This is a genomic window from Gluconobacter albidus (genome assembly GCF_002005485.1).
In the GTDB taxonomy this organism is placed as follows: Bacteria; Pseudomonadota; Alphaproteobacteria; order Acetobacterales; family Acetobacteraceae; genus Gluconobacter; species Gluconobacter albidus.
The window spans coordinates 845508-865946 of the sequence record NZ_CP014689.1; the positions used below are offsets into that span (position 1 = coordinate 845508).

General features: G+C 60.1%; 17 protein-coding genes. 10 read left to right on the forward strand and 7 right to left on the reverse strand.

Features of this window, described 5'->3' with window-relative positions; all coding sequences use genetic code 11:
• Positions 1-5 precede the first annotated feature (5 nt).
• Together A0U94_RS03745 and A0U94_RS03750 are read left to right on the forward strand one after the other, a co-directional pair.
• Positions 6-1397 (forward strand): M17 family metallopeptidase, encoded by a 1392-nt coding sequence (locus tag A0U94_RS03745; RefSeq protein WP_077803823.1) that lies wholly within the window; start codon positions 6-8, stop codon positions 1395-1397.
• A gap of 298 nt (positions 1398-1695) precedes the next feature.
• Positions 1696-2097 carry a MarR family transcriptional regulator gene (locus A0U94_RS03750; protein ID WP_062030832.1) on the forward strand — a complete coding sequence of 134 codons (402 nt, stop codon included), beginning with the start codon at positions 1696-1698 and terminating at the stop codon, positions 2095-2097.
• Positions 2098-2109: 12 nt separating this feature from the next.
• Here A0U94_RS03750 and A0U94_RS03755 read toward each other — a convergent pair whose 3' ends face one another.
• The gene (locus tag A0U94_RS03755; RefSeq protein WP_077802481.1) at positions 2110-3093 is read right to left on the reverse strand and encodes a glycosyltransferase family 4 protein; all 984 of its coding nucleotides are present in this window, start codon (positions 3091-3093) and stop codon (positions 2110-2112) included.
• A gap of 144 nt (positions 3094-3237) precedes the next feature.
• Between A0U94_RS03755 and A0U94_RS03760 the strand changes: the two genes are divergently transcribed.
• The 3 genes from A0U94_RS03760 to A0U94_RS03770 are packed head-to-tail and all read left to right on the forward strand — an operon-like array spanning position 3238 to position 6721.
• Positions 3238-5163 (forward strand): polysaccharide biosynthesis protein, encoded by a 1926-nt coding sequence (locus tag A0U94_RS03760; RefSeq protein WP_244178061.1) that lies wholly within the window; start codon positions 3238-3240, stop codon positions 5161-5163.
• Complete coding sequence (locus A0U94_RS03765; protein WP_077802483.1) at positions 5160-6302, forward strand: DegT/DnrJ/EryC1/StrS family aminotransferase; 1143 nt, start codon at positions 5160-5162, stop codon at positions 6300-6302. The genes A0U94_RS03760 and A0U94_RS03765 overlap by 4 nt, the downstream gene beginning before the upstream one ends.
• Positions 6299-6721, forward strand: coding sequence for a hypothetical protein (locus tag A0U94_RS03770; RefSeq protein WP_062030840.1), 423 nt, complete (start codon positions 6299-6301; stop codon positions 6719-6721). Before A0U94_RS03765 ends, A0U94_RS03770 begins: the two co-directional genes overlap by 4 nt.
• On the opposite strand, the gene A0U94_RS03775 is transcribed toward A0U94_RS03770, so the two are convergent.
• The 3 genes from A0U94_RS03775 to A0U94_RS03785 all read right to left on the reverse strand — a co-directional run bounded on the left by A0U94_RS03775 (position 6684) and on the right by A0U94_RS03785 (position 10680).
• Positions 6684-7466: a MerR family transcriptional regulator gene (locus A0U94_RS03775; RefSeq protein WP_077802484.1), complete on the reverse strand. Its 783-nt coding sequence runs from the start codon at positions 7464-7466 to the stop codon at positions 6684-6686. The genes A0U94_RS03770 and A0U94_RS03775 overlap by 38 nt on opposite strands.
• Before the next feature lie 53 nt (positions 7467-7519).
• Positions 7520-8665, reverse strand: coding sequence for an AI-2E family transporter (locus tag A0U94_RS03780; protein WP_077802485.1), 1146 nt, complete (start codon positions 8663-8665; stop codon positions 7520-7522).
• Positions 8666-8772: 107 nt separating this feature from the next.
• Complete coding sequence (locus tag A0U94_RS03785) at positions 8773-10680, reverse strand: ABC-F family ATP-binding cassette domain-containing protein (RefSeq protein WP_077802486.1); 1908 nt, start codon at positions 10678-10680, stop codon at positions 8773-8775.
• Between the two features lie 143 nt (positions 10681-10823).
• Between A0U94_RS03785 and ndk the strand changes: the two genes are divergently transcribed.
• A complete protein-coding gene (gene ndk / locus A0U94_RS03790) occupies positions 10824-11246 on the forward strand; it encodes a nucleoside-diphosphate kinase (RefSeq protein ID WP_062030848.1) in 423 nt (140 codons plus the stop codon).
• A 77-nt stretch (positions 11247-11323) separates the two neighbouring features.
• Here ndk and A0U94_RS03795 read toward each other — a convergent pair whose 3' ends face one another.
• From A0U94_RS03795 to purM, 3 genes are all read right to left on the reverse strand, one after another.
• Positions 11324-13105, reverse strand: a complete 1782-nt coding sequence (locus tag A0U94_RS03795) for a glycosyltransferase family 2 protein (protein WP_077802487.1) — start codon at positions 13103-13105, stop codon at positions 11324-11326.
• 138 nt (positions 13106-13243) lie between these two features.
• Positions 13244-13885, reverse strand: a complete 642-nt coding sequence (gene purN, locus A0U94_RS03800; RefSeq protein WP_077802488.1) for a phosphoribosylglycinamide formyltransferase — start codon at positions 13883-13885, stop codon at positions 13244-13246.
• A complete protein-coding gene (gene purM / locus A0U94_RS03805; protein WP_077802489.1) occupies positions 13882-14982 on the reverse strand; it encodes a phosphoribosylformylglycinamidine cyclo-ligase in 1101 nt (366 codons plus the stop codon). Before purM ends, purN begins: the two co-directional genes overlap by 4 nt.
• Before the next feature lie 102 nt (positions 14983-15084).
• On the opposite strand from purM, the gene A0U94_RS03810 reads away from it, so the two are divergent.
• The 4 genes from A0U94_RS03810 (at position 15085) to A0U94_RS03825 (ending at position 20434) form a co-directional block, all read left to right on the forward strand.
• Positions 15085-15798 carry a DnaA/Hda family protein gene (locus A0U94_RS03810; RefSeq protein WP_077803825.1) on the forward strand — a complete coding sequence of 238 codons (714 nt, stop codon included), beginning with the start codon at positions 15085-15087 and terminating at the stop codon, positions 15796-15798.
• A 99-nt stretch (positions 15799-15897) separates the two neighbouring features.
• On the forward strand, positions 15898-18189 hold the full coding sequence (locus A0U94_RS03815) for an RNA degradosome polyphosphate kinase (RefSeq protein WP_077802490.1): 2292 nt from the start codon (positions 15898-15900) through the stop codon (positions 18187-18189).
• A gap of 5 nt (positions 18190-18194) precedes the next feature.
• A complete protein-coding gene (locus A0U94_RS03820; RefSeq protein ID WP_077802491.1) occupies positions 18195-19673 on the forward strand; it encodes a Ppx/GppA family phosphatase in 1479 nt (492 codons plus the stop codon).
• The gene (locus A0U94_RS03825) at positions 19670-20434 is read left to right on the forward strand and encodes a CDP-diacylglycerol diphosphatase (RefSeq protein WP_077802492.1); all 765 of its coding nucleotides are present in this window, start codon (positions 19670-19672) and stop codon (positions 20432-20434) included. Before A0U94_RS03820 ends, A0U94_RS03825 begins: the two co-directional genes overlap by 4 nt.
• Positions 20435-20439 lie beyond the last annotated feature (5 nt).

Here is a 20439-nt window from a genome sequence, read left to right on the forward strand (position 1 = left end):
ATCTCATGAATCCGCATTCCCAGCTTCCCTTTGTGACCTCTGCCGAAGCACCTTCGGCGCGTCTGGTTCATCTGGTGGCCTGCGAAGACCATGCAGCGGTCATGACTCTTCTCGGAGAGCATGCTGCGTTTCTGCAGGGGCAGGGATTTTCGGCGAAAGACGGTGCTTTCACGCTGCTGCCGGGTGAGGGCGGTGTCGGTGCTGCGCTTCTGTGTGTGGCGTCCGTGCGGTCGAACGATCCGGATGCTTTCGGTGTGCTGGGAACAGCACTGCCGGAAGGAGACTGGACGGTCGTGCTGCACGGATTGAAGGCCGGAGCGCTGGAGAGCGCGCTGCTCGGGTTCTGCATGGGGGCGTATCGGTTCGGTCTTGGTGAGGCAAAGCCACGCGCGACGCGGATGGTTGTTCCGGACGATGCGACGCGGCTTGTGGCGTTGTCGAAGGCCGTGTGGTTCGGACGCGATCTGATCAACATGCCAGCGAATCTTCTGGGGCCGCGCGAGCTTGCCGAGATGGCGGGCAAGGTGCTGGTGCATCGGGGAGCAAGTGTCAGCCTGGTCGAAGGAGACGATCTGCGCCGTGCGTATCCGTGTCTGGCAGAGGTGGGCGAAGGGTCCGAACGCAAGCCTGTTGTGGCCGTGGCACGGTGGAAAGCACGTGAGGGCGCGCCACGGATTTCCCTTATCGGCAAAGGCGTCTGTTTCGACACCGGGGGATACGATCTCAAGGGCGCGGCGGGCATGTTGCGGATGAAGAAGGACATGGGGGGCGCTGCGTTGATGCTGGCCGTGATGTGCGCGGCGATCGACGTGGGGCTGGATGTGGATCTGGAGCTGCGTCTGGGGTGTGTGGAGAACAGCGTGTCCGGTCATGCCATGCGGCCAGGAGATGTTCTGAAGACGCGCAGCGGCAAAACGGTCGAAATTGGCAACACGGATGCGGAGGGGCGGCTGGTGTTGTGTGATCTCATAACGGAAGCATCCGAAAACCGTCCGGATGTCATTCTGGATGCTGCAACCCTGACGGGTGCTGCGCGCGTAGCACTCGGTCCGGATGTGCCGGCATTGTTCAGTAATGACGATGAACTGGCCTCACTCATTCTCGAATCGGGAAAAACGACGGCCGATGTAATGTGGAGAATGCCGCTCTGGCATGGCTATGATGCATGGCTCGATAGTAAAATCGCCGACTTCGGAAACGTGACGTCAAAACCCATGGCCGGGGCGATCACAGCGGCACTTTATCTTCAGAAATTCGTGCCGGAGGGCCAGAAATGGGCACATATCGACACTTATGCGTGGAATGACGGCGGACGTCCGGGCCGTCCTGAAGGCGGAGAAGTGCTCGGTCTTCGGGCGATTCTGGAAACATTGTCACGAATTCATAATAATTCCTGAGCTTTCATGAAGCGTTTCACTCTGGGAACAGTGTGGCGATGCGGAGCGCGGCTGAAAGATTAGGGTGTCAAATGCGTTTCAATGAGGCATATGCCCCTTATCGTTTCGATGCAGAGTCATCGTCTACTGGAATGTTTTGGAACCCGTATGCTTGCGTATGCGTTTCGAATCACCATCTGAGTGCAACTGACGTCTCTCCCTGGAAGGAGAGACAGAGACAATTTCATGTTGGCCCCCGTGCCGCCCCTCCCTGTTATGGGATCGGACAACAGGGGTCGAACTGTTTAGGAGAGAGATCATGCCCCAGGCTACCAATGATCAGATGCTCAATCTTCTGTGCGACACCATCGTTTCCATGGTCCGCCGCGACGGTCCCGACCTGTCGGCACGCCAGCTTGCCGTGTTCCTGACCTGCTATCTGCGGGACGGCGCCCACACGGTTCGTGGTCTGGCCCTTGAGCTCAAGGTTTCCAAACCCGCCATCACCCGCGCACTCGACCGTCTGGGTGAGCTGGATCTGGCCCGCCGCAAGGTCGATCCGCTGGACCGTCGTTCGGTTCTCGTACAGCGCACGCTGAAGGGCTCCACCTTTCTGCGCGAAATGCGTGCCGTCATGACGGAAGCCTCCGGCACCCGTTCGACGCGCACGGAACGCGCTTCGGCTTCCGTCGAGCGCCTGAGCAGCCGCCGCGCCGGCTGAACGATCTGCTGATTACCAGCGATCCTGCACGCGGGTTCTGGCCCGCGTGCAGATATATCCTGTCCACAGGATCTGTGGCAGGGCGATCATCACGATGGTTATGATGATCTGACCTGTGGCGAATGCCGCAGCGCCCCAAAGGGCAAACCCCCAGTATAAAAGAGTAACGAGCGGCACGGGCAGTCCCGAGCGAATGGCCAACTGATAGAGATGGCCGCGATGGGCCTGTGCCAGTCTGTCTCCGTCGCGCGCGCGGCGCAGCAGCGTGAATGTCACGTCCCACAGCACGCCCGAAAGCAGAGCGATCACGAGGACACCCCCACCTGCGCGAAAGCCTGTCATGCCCCCCCAGGCAATGGCGAGACCGATAGGCTGGCTGCCGACATCGCCCATGAAGATCCGGGCCTTTGGAAAATTATAGGGCAGAAAACCCAGCAGGCAGATGGCGAGCAGCATGAACGCGGCGGGCATAATGCCGGCACCGGTCAGGAACAGGGCCGAGATGGCCATGACGCCGGAAGCGAGACCGTTGACTCCGTCAATGAAATTCAGGGCATTCGTAATGAAGACGGTGGCGAGCACGAAGGGCACCAGCGTCCATAACGGAGTATGCGTGCCGTAAATTGCTCCGAAGGCTGCGGCGATTGCGGCCAGAAACTGTGCTGCGAGTTTGTAGCGGGCGGGGAAGGGCCGCATGTCGTCGAGCCATGACACGGCGCCGAGCACGATCATGCCGATCAGTAATCCCGTAACGGCGGGAATGATGGACGCCGGGGCATGGGCTGCATGCAGGGCCGGGACCAGGCAGAGAACGAAGGCTCCGACAATGCCGATACCGCCGCCTTTGGGCGTGGGCCGCGTATGGGAGCTCCGTTCTACGGGGTGGTCCAGAACGCCTGCGCGGATCATGAGCAGGATCAGGATATTGCACAGGACGACCGCGGCGACGCAGGGGAGCGTAAGGCCGGTGTTAATGTTGTGGAAAGAAAAGGGCATCGAACGACTTTATGGGAGAGCGGCTTTTGGCGCTATAAGGGGCAGGTGATATCTGCTGATCCTACAGGCCCCGCCTCTCCGGCCTCAATGCCCCCCTCGGCGCCTTCTTTCAGGCCGCCTGCTGCATCGGCCTCGCATACGTCGATGCGGGCGCGGCGCATTGCGCTCAATGTGGCGCTGGACGGAGTCGTCTCTGCGGCGGCGGCGCCTGTTGCGCGCTGGCTGGCGGATCCGGCCGGGGGATGGCTGCATCCGCTGTGGTTTATTGCCGGTGGTGGGATCACCCTTCTGGTGGGCGGGTTGCCGTTCCGTGTTCCGCAGCAGTACTGGCGTTTCTCGGGTGTGGCGGACCTGTTCAACATTGCCTGTGCCTCGGTTCTGAGTGCGCTGCTGTTTGCGGGGCTGTTACACGTGGCGGGCTATCCGCTGCCGACGCCGACTTTCCCGATCATCCATGCGCTGGTCCTGCTGGTGTTTCTCGGCTCCGTCCGCATGATGTGGCGTCTGGCGGCGCGTCGTAAAAGCACGGCGCTGGCCAGTCAGCGCATCCTGCTGCTGGGCGCGGATCATGAAGCCGATCTGTTCATCAGGGCGATGGAGCGCGACAGCGAGAACAGTCGCAGTGTGGTGGGGATCCTGACCGGCGGTTCCCAACAGGCCGGGCGGCGTATCCATGACTGCCCCATTCTTGGAACAATCAGCGAAACGCCCGCCATTCTGGAGCGGCTGTTTGCTGCGGGAAAGCTGCCGGATGCATTGGTTCTGACCGCGAGCGAAATCAAGGGGCGTGAACTGGCGCGAATTCTTGAAGCGGCGCGGGTCTATGACATCGACGTTCAGCGCACGCCGTCTCTGACAGCCTTGCAGCCGGCGGACCGGGTAGAGCTTCGGCCCATCGCAATCGAGGATCTGCTGAACCGTCCGCCCGTTGCGCTCGATTCGCAGGGTATGGCGCGGCTGATCTGCGGGCGCATCATTGCCGTGACCGGGGCTGGCGGCAGCATTGGCTCCGAACTGGCACGGCAGATTGCATCGTTCCAGCCTGCTGTGCTTTTGCTGATCGAGAGCAGCGAATATGCGCTGTGGCAGATCAATCTGGATATTTCCGAGCGCTTTGGTGACGTGACACGCCATCAGATCGTGGCGGATGTGCGCGACCGGCGGCGCATGGCAGAGATTTTTGGAAAATACCGGCCACAGATCGTGTTTCATGCGGCGGCCCTCAAACATGTGCCTATCGTCGAGGACAATCCGATCGAGGGGATCCTGACGAATGTGATCGGCACGCGGATCGTTGCAGACGAGGCCGACCGGGCGGGCGCGCAGGCGATGGTCATGATTTCCACCGACAAGGCGGTCAATCCGTCCAGTCTGATGGGGGCCAGTAAACGCTGTGCGGAGGTCTACGGACAGGCGCTCGATATGCGGGCCCGGGCCGGGCAGGGCGGCATGCGATGCGTGACCGTACGGTTTGGCAATGTGCTGGGGTCTACAGGATCGGTTGTCCCGCTGTTCAGGCGGCAGCTTGAACATGGTGGGCCGCTGACGGTCACGCATCCGGACATGACGCGCTATTTCATGACAGTGCCGGAGGCCGTGGGGCTTGTGTTGCAGGCGGCCGTGCGTGGAACGCATGAGCGTGCGGAACATGACGCGACGGACCGGCGTCTCAAGCAGGGCGGGATTTTCGTGCTCGATATGGGCGATCCGGTGCGGATCATGGATCTGGCCTTCCAGATGATCCGGCTGGCGGGCTTGCGCCCCGAGACCGATATCGAGATCCGCTTCACGGGGCTGCGTCCAGGCGAAAAGCTGTTCGAGGAACTGTTCCACGGACGCGAGGCCCCGGTTCCGACCGACGCGCCCGGTCTGCGGATGGCCTCCCCGCGGACGGTCGATTTCAGAGTGGCGAGACTTGCGATGGACGAGCTGGAAATGGCCTGCCGCGCAAACGATCTGGGCGCGATCATGACGATCCTGTACAGGCTGGTTCCTGAATTTCTTCATAACCGTGACGGCGGACTGCCGGTCGCGGTCTCCCATCCCGATCCGGAGATGATAGCGCCATGACACGGCAGATTGCTTTTCTCGACCTCCCCGCCCAGCAGGCGCGCCTCGGTGGCAGCATCCAGAAGCGTGTGGATGCCGTCATGGCGCATTGCCGCTTCGTGCTTGGCCCGGAGGTTCAAGAACTGGAGCAGCGTCTGGCGGAATTCGGCGGAGCGAAACATGCGATTGGCGTGTCATCCGGGACCGATGCGCTGCTGATGGTGCTGATGGCCGAGGAAATCGGGCCGGGTGATGCGGTTTTCCTGCCGGCCTTCACCTATACGGCGACGGCGGAAGTCGTTCTGCTGTTGGGTGGGACGCCGGTTTTCGTGGATGTCGATCCGCAGACCTTCCAGACCAGTCTTGAATCGCTGAAAGCCCGGCTTGAGGCGGTCCGTCAGGCAGAAGATCTGGAGCCGCGTGTTGTGATCGGGGTGGACCTGTTCGGGCAACCTGCGCCGTGGGACGACCTGAAAGCCTGGACGGCGCAGGAGGGCCTGACGCTGGTGGCCGATTGTGCGCAATCTTTTGGCGCGACATATCATGGCCGTCGTCTGGGGCATGAGGCGAAGGCGACCACGCTGTCTTTCTTCCCGTCCAAGCCGCTGGGCGGTTATGGAGACGGTGGAGCGATCCTGACGGACGACGACGATCTGGCCGCGCTGTATCATTCCCTTCGCACGCATGGCGAAGGCCGGACGCGCTATGAAGTCGAGCGGATCGGGATCAATGGGCGGCTGGATACGCTTCAGGCGGCCGTGCTTCTGGCAAAGCTTGATGTGTTTGACGGAGAGCTGAAGCGCCGGGACGCGATTGCGAAGGCCTACGATGCCGGAATGCCTGCAGGGATTGTATCGCCCGTGCGGGTGCCGGATAGCGAGAGTGCCTGGGCGATCTATACGATTCTGCTGCCGGATGCGGCAAAGCGGGATTCGCTCCAGGCGTTTCTGAAGAACGCAGGCGTTCCGACCGCCATTTATTATCCGAAGCCGCTACATCATCAGCCGGCCTATGCACCGCATCATGACGGAGCCGTGCTGCCGGTGGCCGAAGGGCTTGGCGAGCGGGTGCTGGCGCTTCCCATCCATCCCGAACTGACGGACGATGACGTCCATCACATCATTGCAGCCCTCAATAGCTGGGCAGGAGAACAGGCGTGAGACGCGAGCAGAAACTTCTTCTGGTTTTCGGGGCGCTGGTCCTCATTCCCGTGGGCATTGTCTGGTTCGTGACATGGCCCTTGCTGCATGCCTGGAAATTTCCACAGGTAACTGCGGGCCAGATGAGCGCGCCCATCAGCCGTAATCTGACGGCCGACGAGGTTCAGAAGGTCAATCTGTGGCTCCAGTCACATGAGACGGCATGGGGCCCGTCAGGCGAGCGTCCCCCTGCGCCGGGACAGGTCATTCTTGAAATGGCCACGGCGCAGGGGCAGCCGGTGATTGTTTCCATCTGGAAGCAGAAGAAGCAGGACGACATCGTCGGTGTTCAGCTCGAGAAAAACGGTCCGTACCGGATGAATGCCTTCCCTGATGCGCAGCTTATGGCGTTACAGCCTGATGGCGCGCGGCCGCAATAATGAATGCCTGAACGTCCGGGCTGAAAGGCAGCTTTCGCTCGGACGTTTCCCAGTTGCCCCGCTCCAGATACATCCGGTTTGCCTTGCCCCAGAGTTCCGGGCCCGTCGTATCCTGAAGCGGTTTCTGGAGAGTCTTCCAGTTTGCCAGCAGGTCCGCCGCTTCGTCGCTGGCCGGAGAGACGTTCCGGCGTAGGGCGTCTTCGCACTGAGCGATGAGCGCCTCCCACTGTTCAGCATATTCCGTACGATCCGCCGGGGGAAAATGGCTGTTGGCCATGGTCTCCCAGCGCTGCTGTTCATCAGACGTGAAATACTGGTTCAACACGTCTTTCATGGAGGTGGATGTCATATGATCCTGTCCTTTGCTGATGAGAGCGCAGAAAGACTTCAGATCCAGAACAGTTTCCCCTGAAATCGTAGCGCAGGCGGCCTTCATCTGGCCGATAACGGCGTCGAGTTCGGTACGCCGGGCTTCGAGAACGCGGAGCTGTGCCTGTAGCAGTCTTTCTGCATCGAGCGGTCCACGCGAAAGGGACGCAATTTCCCTCAGTGTGTAACCGGCCCGTTTCAGGAGCAGGATGTGCGTCAGGGTCCCGATATCGGTTGCCTTATAGGCGCGACGACCATTTTCCGTGCGCTGCGGGCGAAGCAGTCCGGCTGCCTCGAAGTGCCGCAAAGCGCGGGGGGTGACGCCAGTCGCCGCCGCGAGTTCACCAATTGTCAGGGTTCGTACGTTCATCATCATGCTCCTGACGTCACATCAAGGATGATGACGTTACGTCAGGAGCAAGCAGAAATTCACTTCTGCTGTTTTTCTTCTTCTTCCGTGACTTCGCCGACGTCACGGCGGGTCTGGTTTTCGTCCTCCAGCGGGGCCGTGGCCTTGTCGCCCATTGCCAGAAGAGCAGCGGTGATGGGGGAGGCGAGGATCAGGCCGGGGGCACCAAGGATGGAGCCAAAGACAGTCTGCGAAAGGATGGCCATGGCGGGCGGCATGTGAACGGCACGGCCCTGAATCAGCGGGGCGAGAACGTTGCCTTCCAGGAACTGGATTACGCAGTACAGAATGACGACAAACAGGGCTTCATGCGTGCCAAGAGACAGACCCAGCAGGATGGCGGGCACGGCGCCGAGAATCGCACCGATATAGGGAATGAAGTTGCACAGCCCGGCCACGACGCCCAGCGCCAGTGCGAGCGGTACGCCGATCAGCGACAGGCCGATGCCAGAGAATATGCCGACCACAAGCATGTCCAGCGCCTGTCCCGCGGTCCAGGCCCAGAGGGTGGCACCGGCGGTCAGCATCAGTTCACGCGCGGCGGGACGGTGCTGAGTGGGGACGAGGCGGAGCATCCCGTCGATATAGACGGCGGGGCTGAGGGCGAAATACAGACCGGCGATCAGGATGACCAGAAGCGTTCCGATGATGCCGAAGACGCTGCTGAGCAGTCCCGTGACTGACCCTGCAAGCCCGGACCCCAGCGAGCCAAGGCCGCCTGTGCCGGATGCGTTGCCGCCCAAGGACGATGGCAGATGGTCGAGAACCATCTGACCGACCGTCGAGCCGGACAGATGGGCATGGAGTTCGCCGGACTGGGTGATGAGAGCCTGTTTGAGGCGGATGAACTGGTCGCTGATGGACGGCCCGCTGCTCCAGCCAAGGCCGACCAGCGCGACAAGGATCGCAACGGTCACGAGGGCGACCGCGCCCTGATAGGGAATGACGGGAACGTGACGCCGGAGCATTCGGGCAAGTCCGTGCAGGACGATCGCCACGAGGGCGGACGCAAAGATCACGGCCAGAACATCGCCGATCAGCCAGATGGCGAGCAGCATCAGGGTCAGGGCCAGCGTGATCCGCATCAGCCCCGCAATTCTGGACAGCTCCCGCGCGCGGGGTTCCGTTTCGCTGCGTTCTGCCGGATCGGAAAAAGAGATGCGCATGGGGGTGTCAGTCCTGGGGTCAGTCGTTGGCAACTGGCTTATGGGGAGAGGGAAGGAGGGTCAATGGCTCCTTCCGATCATGTACTGTGTGGGAGACCCGTAAACGCTCAGGCGGTTGCGTCTTCCAGTTCGGCCTGTGCTTCAAGCCAGCTTTCCTCAACGGTTTCGAGTGTGGCGTTGAGCGCAGCCAGATGGACGTTCAGGGACGTTAGTTCCGCAGCGTCGCCGGACTGGTAGAGAGCTGGATCGGCCAGTCGGGCCTCGATCTTTTTCTTTTCGCCGGAGAGCTGGGTCATTTTCGCTTCGGCATCGCGGATTTTCCGCCGCAGTGGGGCGAGGGCGCGGGTCTGTTCCTTGCGGTCGATGCGTTTCTGGGCAGAGGGTGTGTTGCCATCCGCAGAGGCTGTGGTGGTTTTACTGCGTTCGGCCATCTCGGCGCGGGCCTTGCGGGCGCGTTCGAGAAGCCAGGCACGGTATTCGGCCATGTCGCCGTCAAAAGGAGAGATCGTACCATCTTCGACCAGCCAAAAACGGTCGGCGACGGATTCCACGAGATGGCTGTCATGGCTGATAAGGACGACAGCGCCTTCGAAAGCAGAGAGCGCGCGGATCAGGGCGTCACGGGCGTCGAGATCGAGATGGTTGGTCGGCTCATCGAGGATCAGCAGATGCGGGGCCTCGCGGGTGGAAAGGGCGAGCAGCAGACGGGCCTTTTCGCCGCCCGAAAGTTCTCCGACCTTTGTTTCTGCACGGTTTTCATCAAGGCCGAACCGGGCAAGTTGCGCGCGGACGGCGGCAGGAAGCGCGTCCGGCATGGCACGGCTCATATGGTCGATAGGCGTGTCGGTCAGGACAAGTTCGTCGCTCTGGTGCTGGGCGAAATAGCCGATTTTCAGTTTGGGCGAATGGCTGTAGGTGCCGGACATCGGCTCCAGCCGACCGGCCAGCAGCTTGGCGAAGGTGGATTTGCCGCGGCCGTTCTGGCCGAGCAGGGCAATGCGGTCTTCCATGTCCAGACGCTGGTTCAACCCTTTGAGCACGACGCGCCCGTCATATCCGAGGCTGACATTGTTCAGGCTCAGCATTGGCGGCGGCAAAGGCTGCGGTTCAGGAAAAGAAAAGTGGGTGGGGGTGTCTTCCACGACGCTGTCGATCTGCGGCAGACGCTCGAGGGCCTTCAGACGGGCTTGTGCCTGTTTGGCTTTGGTGGCCTTGGCGCGGAAACGGTCCACGAAGGATTGCATATGTGCGCGCTGGGCGGCGATGCGTTCGGCCGCGCGGTTCTGCTGAAGCGCCTGTTCCGTGCGGATGCGGACGAAATTGTCGTAACCACCGGGGGTGACGCTGATTTTCTGGTGATCGAGATGGGCGATGGCATCCACGGTGTTGTCGAGCAGGGAGCGGTCATGGCTGACGATGACCGCCGCACCGGAGAACTTCGCGAGCCAGGATTCCAGCCAGAGCGTGGCTTCAATATCGAGATGGTTGGTCGGTTCGTCGAGCAGCAGGAGGTCGGGGTTCAGGAAGAGCGCCGTAGCCAGCGAAACGCGCATCCGCCAGCCGCCCGAAAAGTCCGAAACTGCCCGATTCTGCGCATCCTGATCGAAGCCAAGGCCGGACAGGATGGCCCCGGCGCGGGCGGGTGCGGTGTAGGCATCGATGGCAATGAGGCGTTCGTGGACGTCCGCGATGCGAACCGGATCAGTCGCAGTTTCGGCTTCCGCGAGCAGCCGCGTGCGTTCGAGGTCCCCTTCGAGAACCGTATCGAGAATGGACGTGCTGCCTGAGGGTGTTTCCTGTTTCACACGGCCCATCGTGGCGCGTGCGGCGAGAGTGATTGTGCCGCCATCAGGCGCGAAATCACCGGCGATCGCCGCCAGAAGGGTGGATTTTCCGGCGCCGTTCCTGCCGATCAGGCCGATCTTGCGCCCCGGGTCCACACTGAGGGACGCATTGTCCAGCAGGGAGCGGCCCGCGATGCGGAGGGTCAGGTCGGTGATGGTGAGCAGGCTCACGGGCGCCTCGATCAGTCGGAAGAAAAGAAACAGGTCGGTTAAAATACTGCGACAGACCTATCAGGAACGATGAATTTGCTCTAGTGGAACGGCGGTATTGACCCGCTGGTCCAGCGAGGACCGGTCCTAACAGGAGAAGAAAGATGGCTCTTGAGCGCACGCTTTCCATCATCAAGCCCGACGCCACCAAGCGTAACCTGACCGGCAAGATCAATGCCGTGTTCGAAGACGCTGGCCTGCGTATCGTTGCCCAGAAGCGCATCCACCTGACCGAGAAGCAGGCTGGTGCTTTCTATGCGGTCCACAAGGAGCGTCCGTTCTACGGCAGCCTCGTGTCCTCCATGATTGCCGAGCCGGTTGTCGTGCAGGTTCTTCAGGGTGAAGGCGCCGTCGCCAAGAACCGTGAAGTCATGGGCGCTACCAACCCGGCCGACGCTGCTGAAGGCACCGTTCGCAAGCTGTTCGCCGAGAGCATCGAAGCTAACTCCGTGCACGGCTCCGACAGCCTCGAGAACGCGAAGAACGAGATCTCCTTCTTCTTCGCCGAGACGGAAATCCTGCCGTAATTTTCACGGCAGGCTCATCCTGTTTCATGAAAAAGGCGCGGACTTCGGTCCGCGCCTTTTTTTATTCCCGTTTTGGATCACTCTTCTTGAGTTTCTGTTGTGGATTTAAGGCGCACATTGTCTTTTAGAATGCGGACCTGAATACGATCAGCAGAAAGAGGTCCGTCTTGGGGGAGGCTTAAGTGAAATCCAAAGCAGCCCGATCCAATTCCCGCATTCAAAAGGTCTGAACGGAAAATATTGGCTATTTTGACATCAACGATATGGTCATCGACGATAAGAGAAACGATCTGAGGAAGGTTGCTGTGTCGTCTCCAGCACCATCCGGAAACCGATGTATCAGATATGGCATCGATCCAACCTTCATAGAGCGGGAAGGCGTCTTTTTGGGGGCGAGTTGGTAAAGCGTATTGAAGTTTGCGACACAACATATCTGTATCAACGTCGTCTTTAAGATCGGGCCCTAAAAAATCCAAAAATGCCATTATGAGAGACTGGGGGTCTGTTTGAATAAGACTCTCTTCCAAAACCAGCGTTTCAATATTGCTGGAGAGGGCAGTTCTCAGAGTGTTCATGCCTCGTTCGGCCTGATTTGAAAGCAGATGGCGTCCTGCTGTAGCCATGATTTCACGGTTGCCAGTAATCGATTCCAGAGGCTCTCGCAGGACCACCAAATGGCGAATTCCTGTAATTGGCAGGTTTGAAATCAGGCTCAACTCTTCTGCCGAGAAACCCATTACAGCGAGATAGCGGGTCTTTTCGGTTCGAATGATTGAAAAGAGTCGCAGTCTTTCCCAAAGCCCAGCATGCAACGCGCTGCGGATTGTATAATTTTCTCCCACTTCTGCGTCGGCAGAAATGGTTTCAAAGCCCATCGCATTGAAAAAATAAATCATCCTGTCAGTTGTGTCGTCAGAAAGATTCGACACTGCAAGAAAAACGGTACTTTCAGTAGGATATTGTGGTGCGTTCAAATGTAATGCACCCGGTATAAGAATTCTGTCTTCAGGAGGTGAAATATTCTCAGGCACCTCCCCTGTCAGAAAGTAAGCGGGGCAACCAATGTGTTTGAAATTTTCAATGAAGGTTGGAATGTAGATTGCATTCTTTTTATTAAAAATATTTAGATATTCTTTTTCTGACATGCGCAGATATTTGACAAGATGCCATCCAATGCCTTGGTCAGCCTCAAATTTCTCGAGAGCTTTAGGGTTATTGACGTCGACCCATGGGCGTAATTTATCGCGCGAATGTGCAAGGATGGTTGCAAAAGGTTTTGCGTGGCAATGGATATAGACAATATCGCTGGGTGTTACGCTAATAGAAGACGATGTCAGATGAGATCCATGGTCGAGGGGAACAATTAAATTATTATTGAAGAAGACCTTACTATAGGTATGTTCTTGAAAATAATTCGGATGACCAACGATATTAAGATAATTTCGAGTTACATGATAAGTTGTTTGCGATGGTGTAACTGATTTCAGATAATTTTTTATTTTTGAAAATTCGCAGGATATTTTGCCGTCGTCTGTGCGAAGAGCAAGGAATTCGTCGCAATCGAGCGGGAAAAAGAAATCATAACGTTTGGTTTCGTTTAGCCGCATGGCGCACTCGGTCAGGATCTTTCCTTTGTCTGGATAATCCTCAGACCTTGAAAACTGCCGGTCGACATGGACCCCTTGATCTTCATATTCTCTTAGAAGGCGTTTGACTTGTGGATTGTCAGACCCGTTATCGAAGATAAAAAGGTTTTCGTAGCCGAACAGTGTGCCATGATACTGGATCCAAGGTTCAAGAAGTTCCGCTTCGTTGCGTTGCATAAGAATGCAGGCACATTGCAAGGTTTTGTCGTTCATAAATCAATCGCAATCCAATAGTGTGAGCAGTCGTATCAAGTCGTATCGTGAACGTATAAATAATCTGCTTTAATATTGATTAAAAACGTATTTTTCAAAATGCCAACGAGGAATTTTTCTCGATGGTAATATAAAAAATTAAGTAAAAATATTACAGATCATTTCCAGCACGTCCGGGTAAAGAATGTGTTCCTGTTCCAGAACGCGGGCAGCGAGCGTTTCGGGGGTATCGGTTTCGAGGACGGGTACGCTGGCCTGACCAAGAATGGGGCCTTCGTCCACGCCGGATGTTACCAGATGGACTGTGCAGCCATGTTCTTTTGCGCCAGCCTTGATGGCGGCTTCATGGGTGTGCAGGCCGGGGAATGCGGGCAGGAGGCTCGGATGGATGTTAAGCATCCTGTCTTCCCACGCATTGACCAGCCAGGGTGTCAGGACGCGCATATAGCCTGCGAGGACGACCAGCATGGCGCCGGAGGCTTGAAGTGCTGCGTCGACTTCGCGTTCGTGGGCTTCGCGGTCCTTGCCGAAAGGCTTGTGATCGATGACGAGGGTTTTCAGTCCCGCCTCTTCGGCGACTTCAAGGCCGGGCGCATCGGGGCGGTTGCTGAGAACCAGCACGATTTCGGCGGGGTAGTCCGGCCGGGCGCAAGCCTCGATCAGGGCGCGCATGTTGCTGCCACGACCGCTGATGAGGACCGCGACGGGGACTTTTTCGGCCTTCTTGGCCGGGGTTTTGACAGGAGCTCGGGACTTGTTGCGGGAGTGCGGCTTCTTCATGCGAAGGAGACCGGCGTAGTCAGGGTGTAGGCGTCGTCGGAGCGGACGATCTGGCCCATGAGGAAGCCGGTTTCGCCGCGTGCATCCAGTTCGGCCATGACCTTCTCGGGCTCGGAGGTGACGAGCACCATGCCGATACCGCAGTTGAAGACGCGGAGCATTTCGTCGGCGGCCACGTTGCCGGTTTTGGCCAGCCAGCGGAATACGGACGGAACAACCCATGCGGAGCCGTCAATGCGGACGCCAAGGCCTTCAGGCAGGACGCGGGGAAGGTTGCCGGGTAGACCGCCCCCGGTGATGTGGGCGCAGCCGTTCAGCAGGCCCTTTGCGTGCAGGTCGAGAACCGTGCGGACGTAGAGTTTCGTGGGCGTCAGCAGGGCTTCGGCGAGGGTGTGCCCTTCGGCGAAGGGGGCGGGGGCGTTCCAGCCGAGGCCCGAACGGCGCACGACTTCGCGGACCAGCGAGAAGCCGTTGGAGTGAACGCCGGAAGAGGGCAGGCCGATCAGCGTATCCCCTTCGCCGATATTGGCGGGGAGCAGGCTGTTGCGTTCTGCGGCCCCCACGCTGAAGCCGGCGAGGTCGTAATGGCCGGGGGCGTACATGCCGGGCATTTCAGCCGTTTCGCCGCCGACCAGGGCGCAGCCGGATTCGGCGCAGCCCTTGGCGATGCCCTTGACGACCGTGGCGGCGGCTTCGACCGAGAGCTTTCCAGTCGCGAGATAGTCCAGGAAGAACAGCGGGGTGGCGCCCTGCACGACGAGGTCGTTCACGCACATGGCGACGAGATCGATCCCCACATCATCGTGCTTGCCCGCCTCGATGGCGACCATCAGCTTCGTGCCGACGCCATCGGTGCAGCTGACGAGGACGGGATCGGTGAAGCCTGCGGCCTTCAGATCGAACAGGGCGCCGAAACCGCCGAGACCGCCCATGGTGCCGGGACGGTTCGTAGCCTTGGCTGCTGGCTTGATCGCATCGACCAGCGCATCGCCTGCGGCAATGTCCACGCCGGCCTGTGCGTAGCTTGCGCCGCCAGTTGTGCTGTGGCTGCTCGTGCCCTGGCTCGATCCGGGGGCGATGTCAGGCTGATCGGTCATGGTCGAAGGTTCCCGCTGGTTGACGTGACGCCGTTCTAGAGCATCCTGCGCGCTGGCGGAACGCCTGTTTGACGGCGATACGGCATGAAAAAGGGGGCTGCGATGACGAAACGGGATGTGGGCGGGGCTTCCGGAAGGCCCGCGGCCACCCAGATGGCGTTCCCGCTGCGCCGGGTGACGGCGATGACATCAGATCGTTTCATCAATGGTCCTTCGAATGTGGCGGCACGGGCATGGCTTGCGCGCAGTCAGTGGCCGGATGGGCGTTTGTGGCTCTGGGGGCCTTCAGGAACAGGAAAGACGCATCTCCTGACGGCCTGGGCGCATGAACATGACGCTACGGTACTGGATGCCCGGCTGTTCTCCAGGTCCTCTGCGGGAGGACGGATCCGGGTGCAGGGAAATCTTGCGATCGACAATGCCGATTCGCCGGGAGACGAGGCGACCATGCTTCACCTGCTCAATGATGCGTTGTCCCAGGGAGACCGGGTTCTGATGGCGGGGCGGCTGCCGCCGTCGCGCAGTCATTTCATGCTGCCCGATCTGGCCAGCCGTCTGCGGGCGACCGCTACAACTGCGACGGGTGAGCCCGAGGACGATCTGCGGGCGACGCTGCTGCTGTCGCTGCTGGCGGACCGGCAGCTTGTCGTGTCGCAGTCGGTGACGGAGTGGCTGTGGCGCCATCTCCCGCGGACGGGAAACGCGCTGGTTTCGGCTGTGGAGCGGCTGGACGAGGCGGCGCTGGTGCGCAAGCAGCCCATTACGAGGGCGCTGGCGCTCGAGATGCTGCCGGATCTGCTGACGCCTGAGGAATAGGCGTCACGGGCGTGACACAAAAACTCCGTTTGACATGCCTATCCCGTGGCATGACCCTTCATGTGATTTGTAAATCCGTGTGTTCCGGAAGGCCCTATTGTGACGACTGAAGATTCCCGGCCCGTGCCGCGCCGCCGCTCCCCCCGCAAGCCCCGCAGTGCAGTGACCCCGGCCCAGAACCGCAGCCGTCGCCGACAGACCCCCGCTGTCCGGGCGGAAGATTACGCGCACATGTCGACATCGCCTGAACGCTTCCTGAACCGGGAACTGTCGTGGCTGGATTTCAACGAACGCGTCATTGACGAAGCTGAGAACGTCCGCAATCCGCTTCTGGAGCGGGTGCGGTTCCTGTCGATCAGCTCCAGCAATCTGGACGAGTTCTATTCCGTCCGTGTGGCCGGGCTTGTGGGACAGGTGCGTGAAGGCATGGTCGTGCGCAGCCCGGACGGGTTGACGCCTATCCAGCAGCTTGCGCAGGTGCGGCAGAAGGCGCGGCATCTCCTGGCAGAGCAGCAGCGCGTCTGGCATGTGCTGGAAGGGGAATTGAAGGACGCGGGGATCGTCATCCTGCCAACCGACTCGCTGGATGAGACGGATCTGGCGCAGTTGTCCACGCTGTTCGACGAGCGGGTCTTCCCGGTGCTGACGCCGATGGCGGTCGACCCGTCCCATCCGCTGCCCTTCATTCCGAATATGGGTCTGGCGCTGCATCTGCGTCTGAAGGATGCGGCCTCTTCGGCGCATGTGATGGATGGGCTGATCCTGCTTCCTGCGCAGGTTCCGCGTTTCCTGCGGCTCCCGGCTCGTCTGAAGGAAGGGCAGGAGACGCCGGACCAGATCCGCTTCGTGCTGCTTGAAGATCTCATCACACTGTTTGCCGGGCGTCTGTTTCCGGGTCTTGTGATCGGGGCGGCGGGTGTGCTGCGCGTAATCCGCGATACGGACGTGGAATTTGAAGACGAGGCCGAGGATCTGGTGCGGTCTTACGAAACAGCGTTGAAGCAGCGTCGGCGCGGCGTGTGCATCCACCTCGCACTCGATCGCAAGCTGCCGGACACGCTGGGTCGCGAGATGGGCGAAGAGCTTGGCGTGGGCGAAGAGGACGTGGTCGTTCTGCCGTGTTTCGTCGGCGTGACGGACCTCAAGCAGCTGATCGTGGATGACCGTCCGGATCTGGTATTCCCGCCTTATACGCCGCGCTTTCCCGAACGGGTTCTGGACTATGACGGCGACTGTTTCGCAGCGATTCGGGCGAAGGACATGCTGGTCCATCATCCGTTCGAGAGCTTCGACGTGGTGGTGCAGTTCCTGCGTCAGGCGGCGCTGGACCCGAACGTGTTGGCGATCAAGCAGACACTGTATCGGACGTCCCGTGACAGCCCGATCGTGCATGCGCTGATCGAAGCGGCGGAGGCTGGAAAATCAGTCACGGCCATGGTCGAACTGCGGGCGCGGTTTGACGAGGAAGCCAATATCCGCCTGTCCCGCGCGCTTGAAGCGGCGGGCGTGCAGGTCGTGTTCGGCTTCGCGCATCTCAAGACCCATGCCAAGCTGAGCCTTGTGGTCCGTCGCGAGAACGGCTCGCTCCGGTCCTATGCGCATTTCGGGACGGGCAATTACCATCCGATTACGGCGCGGATCTATACGGACCTGTCGTTCTTCACCTGTGACCCGAAGCTGGCCTCGGATTCGGCGCGTCTGTTCAACTATATGACGGGCTATGCGATCCCGGCGAAAATGGATGCGCTGGCCTTCTCGCCCATCACCATCCGCTCCACGCTGCAACAGCTCATCCAGGACGAGATCGACCACGTCAAGGAAGGGCGTCCGGGGCGGATCTGGCTGAAGATGAACAGCCTGGTGGATGCCGAACTGATCGACAAGCTTTATGAAGCCTCGCAGGCCGGGGTGAAGATCATCGGGATCATCCGCGGGATCTGCTGTCTGCGGCCGGGTGTGCCGGGGCTTTCGGACAATATCGAAATCAAGTCGATTGTCGGGCGTTTTCTGGAGCATGCGCGGGTTTTCGCATTCGGAAACGGCCACCGGATGCCATCCGCCAAGGCAAAAGTTTTCATTTCTTCGGCAGACTGGATGGTGCGGAACATGGACTGGAGGGTAGAAGCCATGGTGCCCATCACGAACCCGACGGTCCATGCGCAGATTCTTGGTCAGATCATGACGATGAACATCAAGGACAACCTTCAGAGCTGGACGCTCACGAGGGACGGCTACTGGCATCGGGTTTCGCCGGGCGCACATCCGTTCTCCGCCCACGAATACTTCATGAACAATCCGTCCCTGTCCGGCCGAGGCTCGGCCGCGCGGGAGAAGGTCCTTCCGGAGGCACACCGCCCCCGTGAGCGGCCCGACAGGATTCTGGAAGACTGACCTTCATGTCCTCATCTGCACAGCGTTCCGCCATTGTCGATCTTGGGTCCAACTCGGTCCGGCTGGTCGTTTTCGAGGGGGTGACGCGCAACCCCCTTCCGATCTTCAACGAGAAGGTCACGCTCAAGCTGGGGCGTGGACTGGATACGACGGGGCGCCTCAACGAAGAAGGTGTGACGCTGGCGATGGACGTGCTGGGACGGTTCCATACCGTCGCCCGCGCGATGGGGGCGGAGCCGTTTCAGGTTCTCGCAACTGCTGCCGTCCGGGATGCGACCAACGGGCCCGATTTCGTTGACGCCATCCGCGCGCGGATGCCGGGCGTGCCGATCCGGGTTCTGGAAGGAACGGAAGAAGCCGATTACGCGGCTCGTGGCGTTCTGTGCGGTCTGCCGGAAGCAAACGGGCTGGTTGCGGATATTGGCGGGGGGTCGCTGGAACTTATCCATGTCGCGGACGGCCAGTATTTCGAGGCCGTGACGACCAAGCTGGGTGTGATCCGTCTGCATGACCGTGCCAAAGGCAGCATTGAGCGGGCAGCAGAAATCGCGAATGAACTTCTGGCGGAGGTGAACTGGCTGCCAGGCATGACGGGGCGGCCGCTTTATCTGGTTGGGGGGGCATTCCGTGCGCTGGCGCGGCTTCAGATCGCGCGGACGCAGTACCCGCTGAACCTCGTACATCTGTTTACCCTCTCGGAAGGGGAGGCGCGGGAAATGGCGGACTGGGTCATCACGTCCCCGCGCCGGACCCTTGAGAAAATGCCGGGTGCGCCCCGCAAGCGTCTGGCGGATGCGCCGTTTGCGGCGGTCGTGCTGCGCTGCCTGATGGAGCGTGTCCGGCCGTCCAAGGTTGTCTTCAGCGTCGATGGGCTGCGTGAAGGCTGGTACATGCGCCATGTGGCGTCGTCGGTTGCGGATCTCGATCCGATGACGGATCTGGCGACGGAGATGGCCAATCGTCTGGCCCGCAGCGCCTCGCTCGCGGAAGCGCTAGTGAGCTGGACGGCGCCGCTGTTCCGCGACGAGACGCGGACCCAGAAGCGTCTGCGCGAACTGGCGTGCATGCTCTCCGATATCGGCTCTTACGATCATCCGGAATATCGGGTCGAACAGACCTATCGACGTGTAATGTATGGTCACGGCGTGGGTTTCGATCACAGTGCACGGGCCTTTATCGGGCTGACGCTCGCCGTGCGGTATGAAGTCTCGATGGACTCACCCCTTATTGAACCCTCCCGGCAGCTTCTGTCGCGTTCGGAGATCGAACGGGCGGTGAGGCTGGGCCTTGCGCTTCGGCTGGCCTATACACTCTGCGCGGGGACGAAAGTCCTTCTGGATGAGTGCAGGCTTCTCGTGGAAGACGGAACACTCGTGCTGGTTCTGGGCGCACGTAGCGTCCGGGCGGCGGGCAGTGCGGTCCGTCGTCGCTTCGAGAGGCTGGCGGCTGCAATGCAGCTTGAATGTCAGGTTAGGGAAGAATGATTTTGCGGGATTACGGAACGGCGGCCAGGTTTGGTCTTGTTGCGGCGGCAGTGGTTTTCGGACTGTCGGGCTGCGGAAAATCCCATGACCGGGGCGCGCTTTGGAAAGTCGTCCACGGGCGCTGCGCCGTGGATGCGGATCACAAACCCTGCACGGTTTATGACGAGAAGGACGGCTATGCCCTTCTCAAGGATCAGACCGGGCGCGGCCAGTATCTGGTGATCCCGACGCAGAAGGTTCCCGGCGTTGAGGATCCCGTTCTGCTGAAGCCGGAAACGCCGAATTATTTCGCGGAGGCCTGGGGGCAGCGTGCCCATGTGGCGCAGTCCTACGGGTTCGAGATCCCTGACTCGCATCTGTCGATGGCCATCAATTCGCGTCCGGGGCGCACGCAGGACCAGTTGCACATCCATCTGGACTGTCTGACGTCCTATGCCCGTGCCGAGCTCGACAAGAACATGATTACCGAGGCCTGGTCTCCGGTTTCGCTATACGGGCATCCCTACCGTGCGCGGATCGTGACATCGCTGGATCCGTCACCGTTCCGGGTGATTGCCGCTGATGACATGTCCATCCACACGCTCGTCATCACGCCGGCAAAGCATGGCGGGTTCATCCTGCTCGATGACATGGCGCATGTCCTTGATCATGGATCGGGCGAAGAGCTTCAGGATCATGAATGTCATCTCGATGATCCGCACCACAAGGCCATGATCATGGATGGCATGGACATGGGCCAGCACCCCAACGGCATGATGTAAAACAG

What these genes read in the sequence shown, in the direction of transcription:
- A0U94_RS03745 (WP_077803823.1), top strand. Translation starts at nt 6, where the DNA reads ATGAATCCGCATTCCCAGCTTCCCTTTGTGACCTCTGCCGAAGCACCT.
- A0U94_RS03780 (WP_077802485.1), bottom strand. Translation starts at nt 8,665, where the DNA reads ATGCGCATCTCTTTTTCCGATCCGGCAGAACGCAGCGAAACGGAACCC.
- purM (WP_077802489.1), bottom strand. Translation starts at nt 14,982, where the DNA reads ATGACCGATCAGCCTGACATCGCCCCCGGATCGAGCCAGGGCACGAGC.
- ndk (WP_062030848.1), top strand. Translation starts at nt 10,824, where the DNA reads ATGGCTCTTGAGCGCACGCTTTCCATCATCAAGCCCGACGCCACCAAG.
- A0U94_RS03795 (WP_077802487.1), bottom strand. Translation starts at nt 13,105, where the DNA reads ATGAACGACAAAACCTTGCAATGTGCCTGCATTCTTATGCAACGCAAC.
- A0U94_RS03755 (WP_077802481.1), bottom strand. Translation starts at nt 3,093, where the DNA reads ATGCCCTTTTCTTTCCACAACATTAACACCGGCCTTACGCTCCCCTGC.
- purN (WP_077802488.1), bottom strand. Translation starts at nt 13,885, where the DNA reads ATGAAGAAGCCGCACTCCCGCAACAAGTCCCGAGCTCCTGTCAAAACC.
- A0U94_RS03765 (WP_077802483.1), top strand. Translation starts at nt 5,160, where the DNA reads ATGACACGGCAGATTGCTTTTCTCGACCTCCCCGCCCAGCAGGCGCGC.
- A0U94_RS03760 (WP_244178061.1), top strand. Translation starts at nt 3,238, where the DNA reads ATGCGGGCGCGGCGCATTGCGCTCAATGTGGCGCTGGACGGAGTCGTC.
- A0U94_RS03775 (WP_077802484.1), bottom strand. Translation starts at nt 7,466, where the DNA reads ATGATGATGAACGTACGAACCCTGACAATTGGTGAACTCGCGGCGGCG.
- A0U94_RS03810 (WP_077803825.1), top strand. Translation starts at nt 15,085, where the DNA reads ATGACGAAACGGGATGTGGGCGGGGCTTCCGGAAGGCCCGCGGCCACC.
- A0U94_RS03825 (WP_077802492.1), top strand. Translation starts at nt 19,670, where the DNA reads ATGATTTTGCGGGATTACGGAACGGCGGCCAGGTTTGGTCTTGTTGCG.
- A0U94_RS03820 (WP_077802491.1), top strand. Translation starts at nt 18,195, where the DNA reads ATGTCCTCATCTGCACAGCGTTCCGCCATTGTCGATCTTGGGTCCAAC.
- A0U94_RS03750 (WP_062030832.1), top strand. Translation starts at nt 1,696, where the DNA reads ATGCCCCAGGCTACCAATGATCAGATGCTCAATCTTCTGTGCGACACC.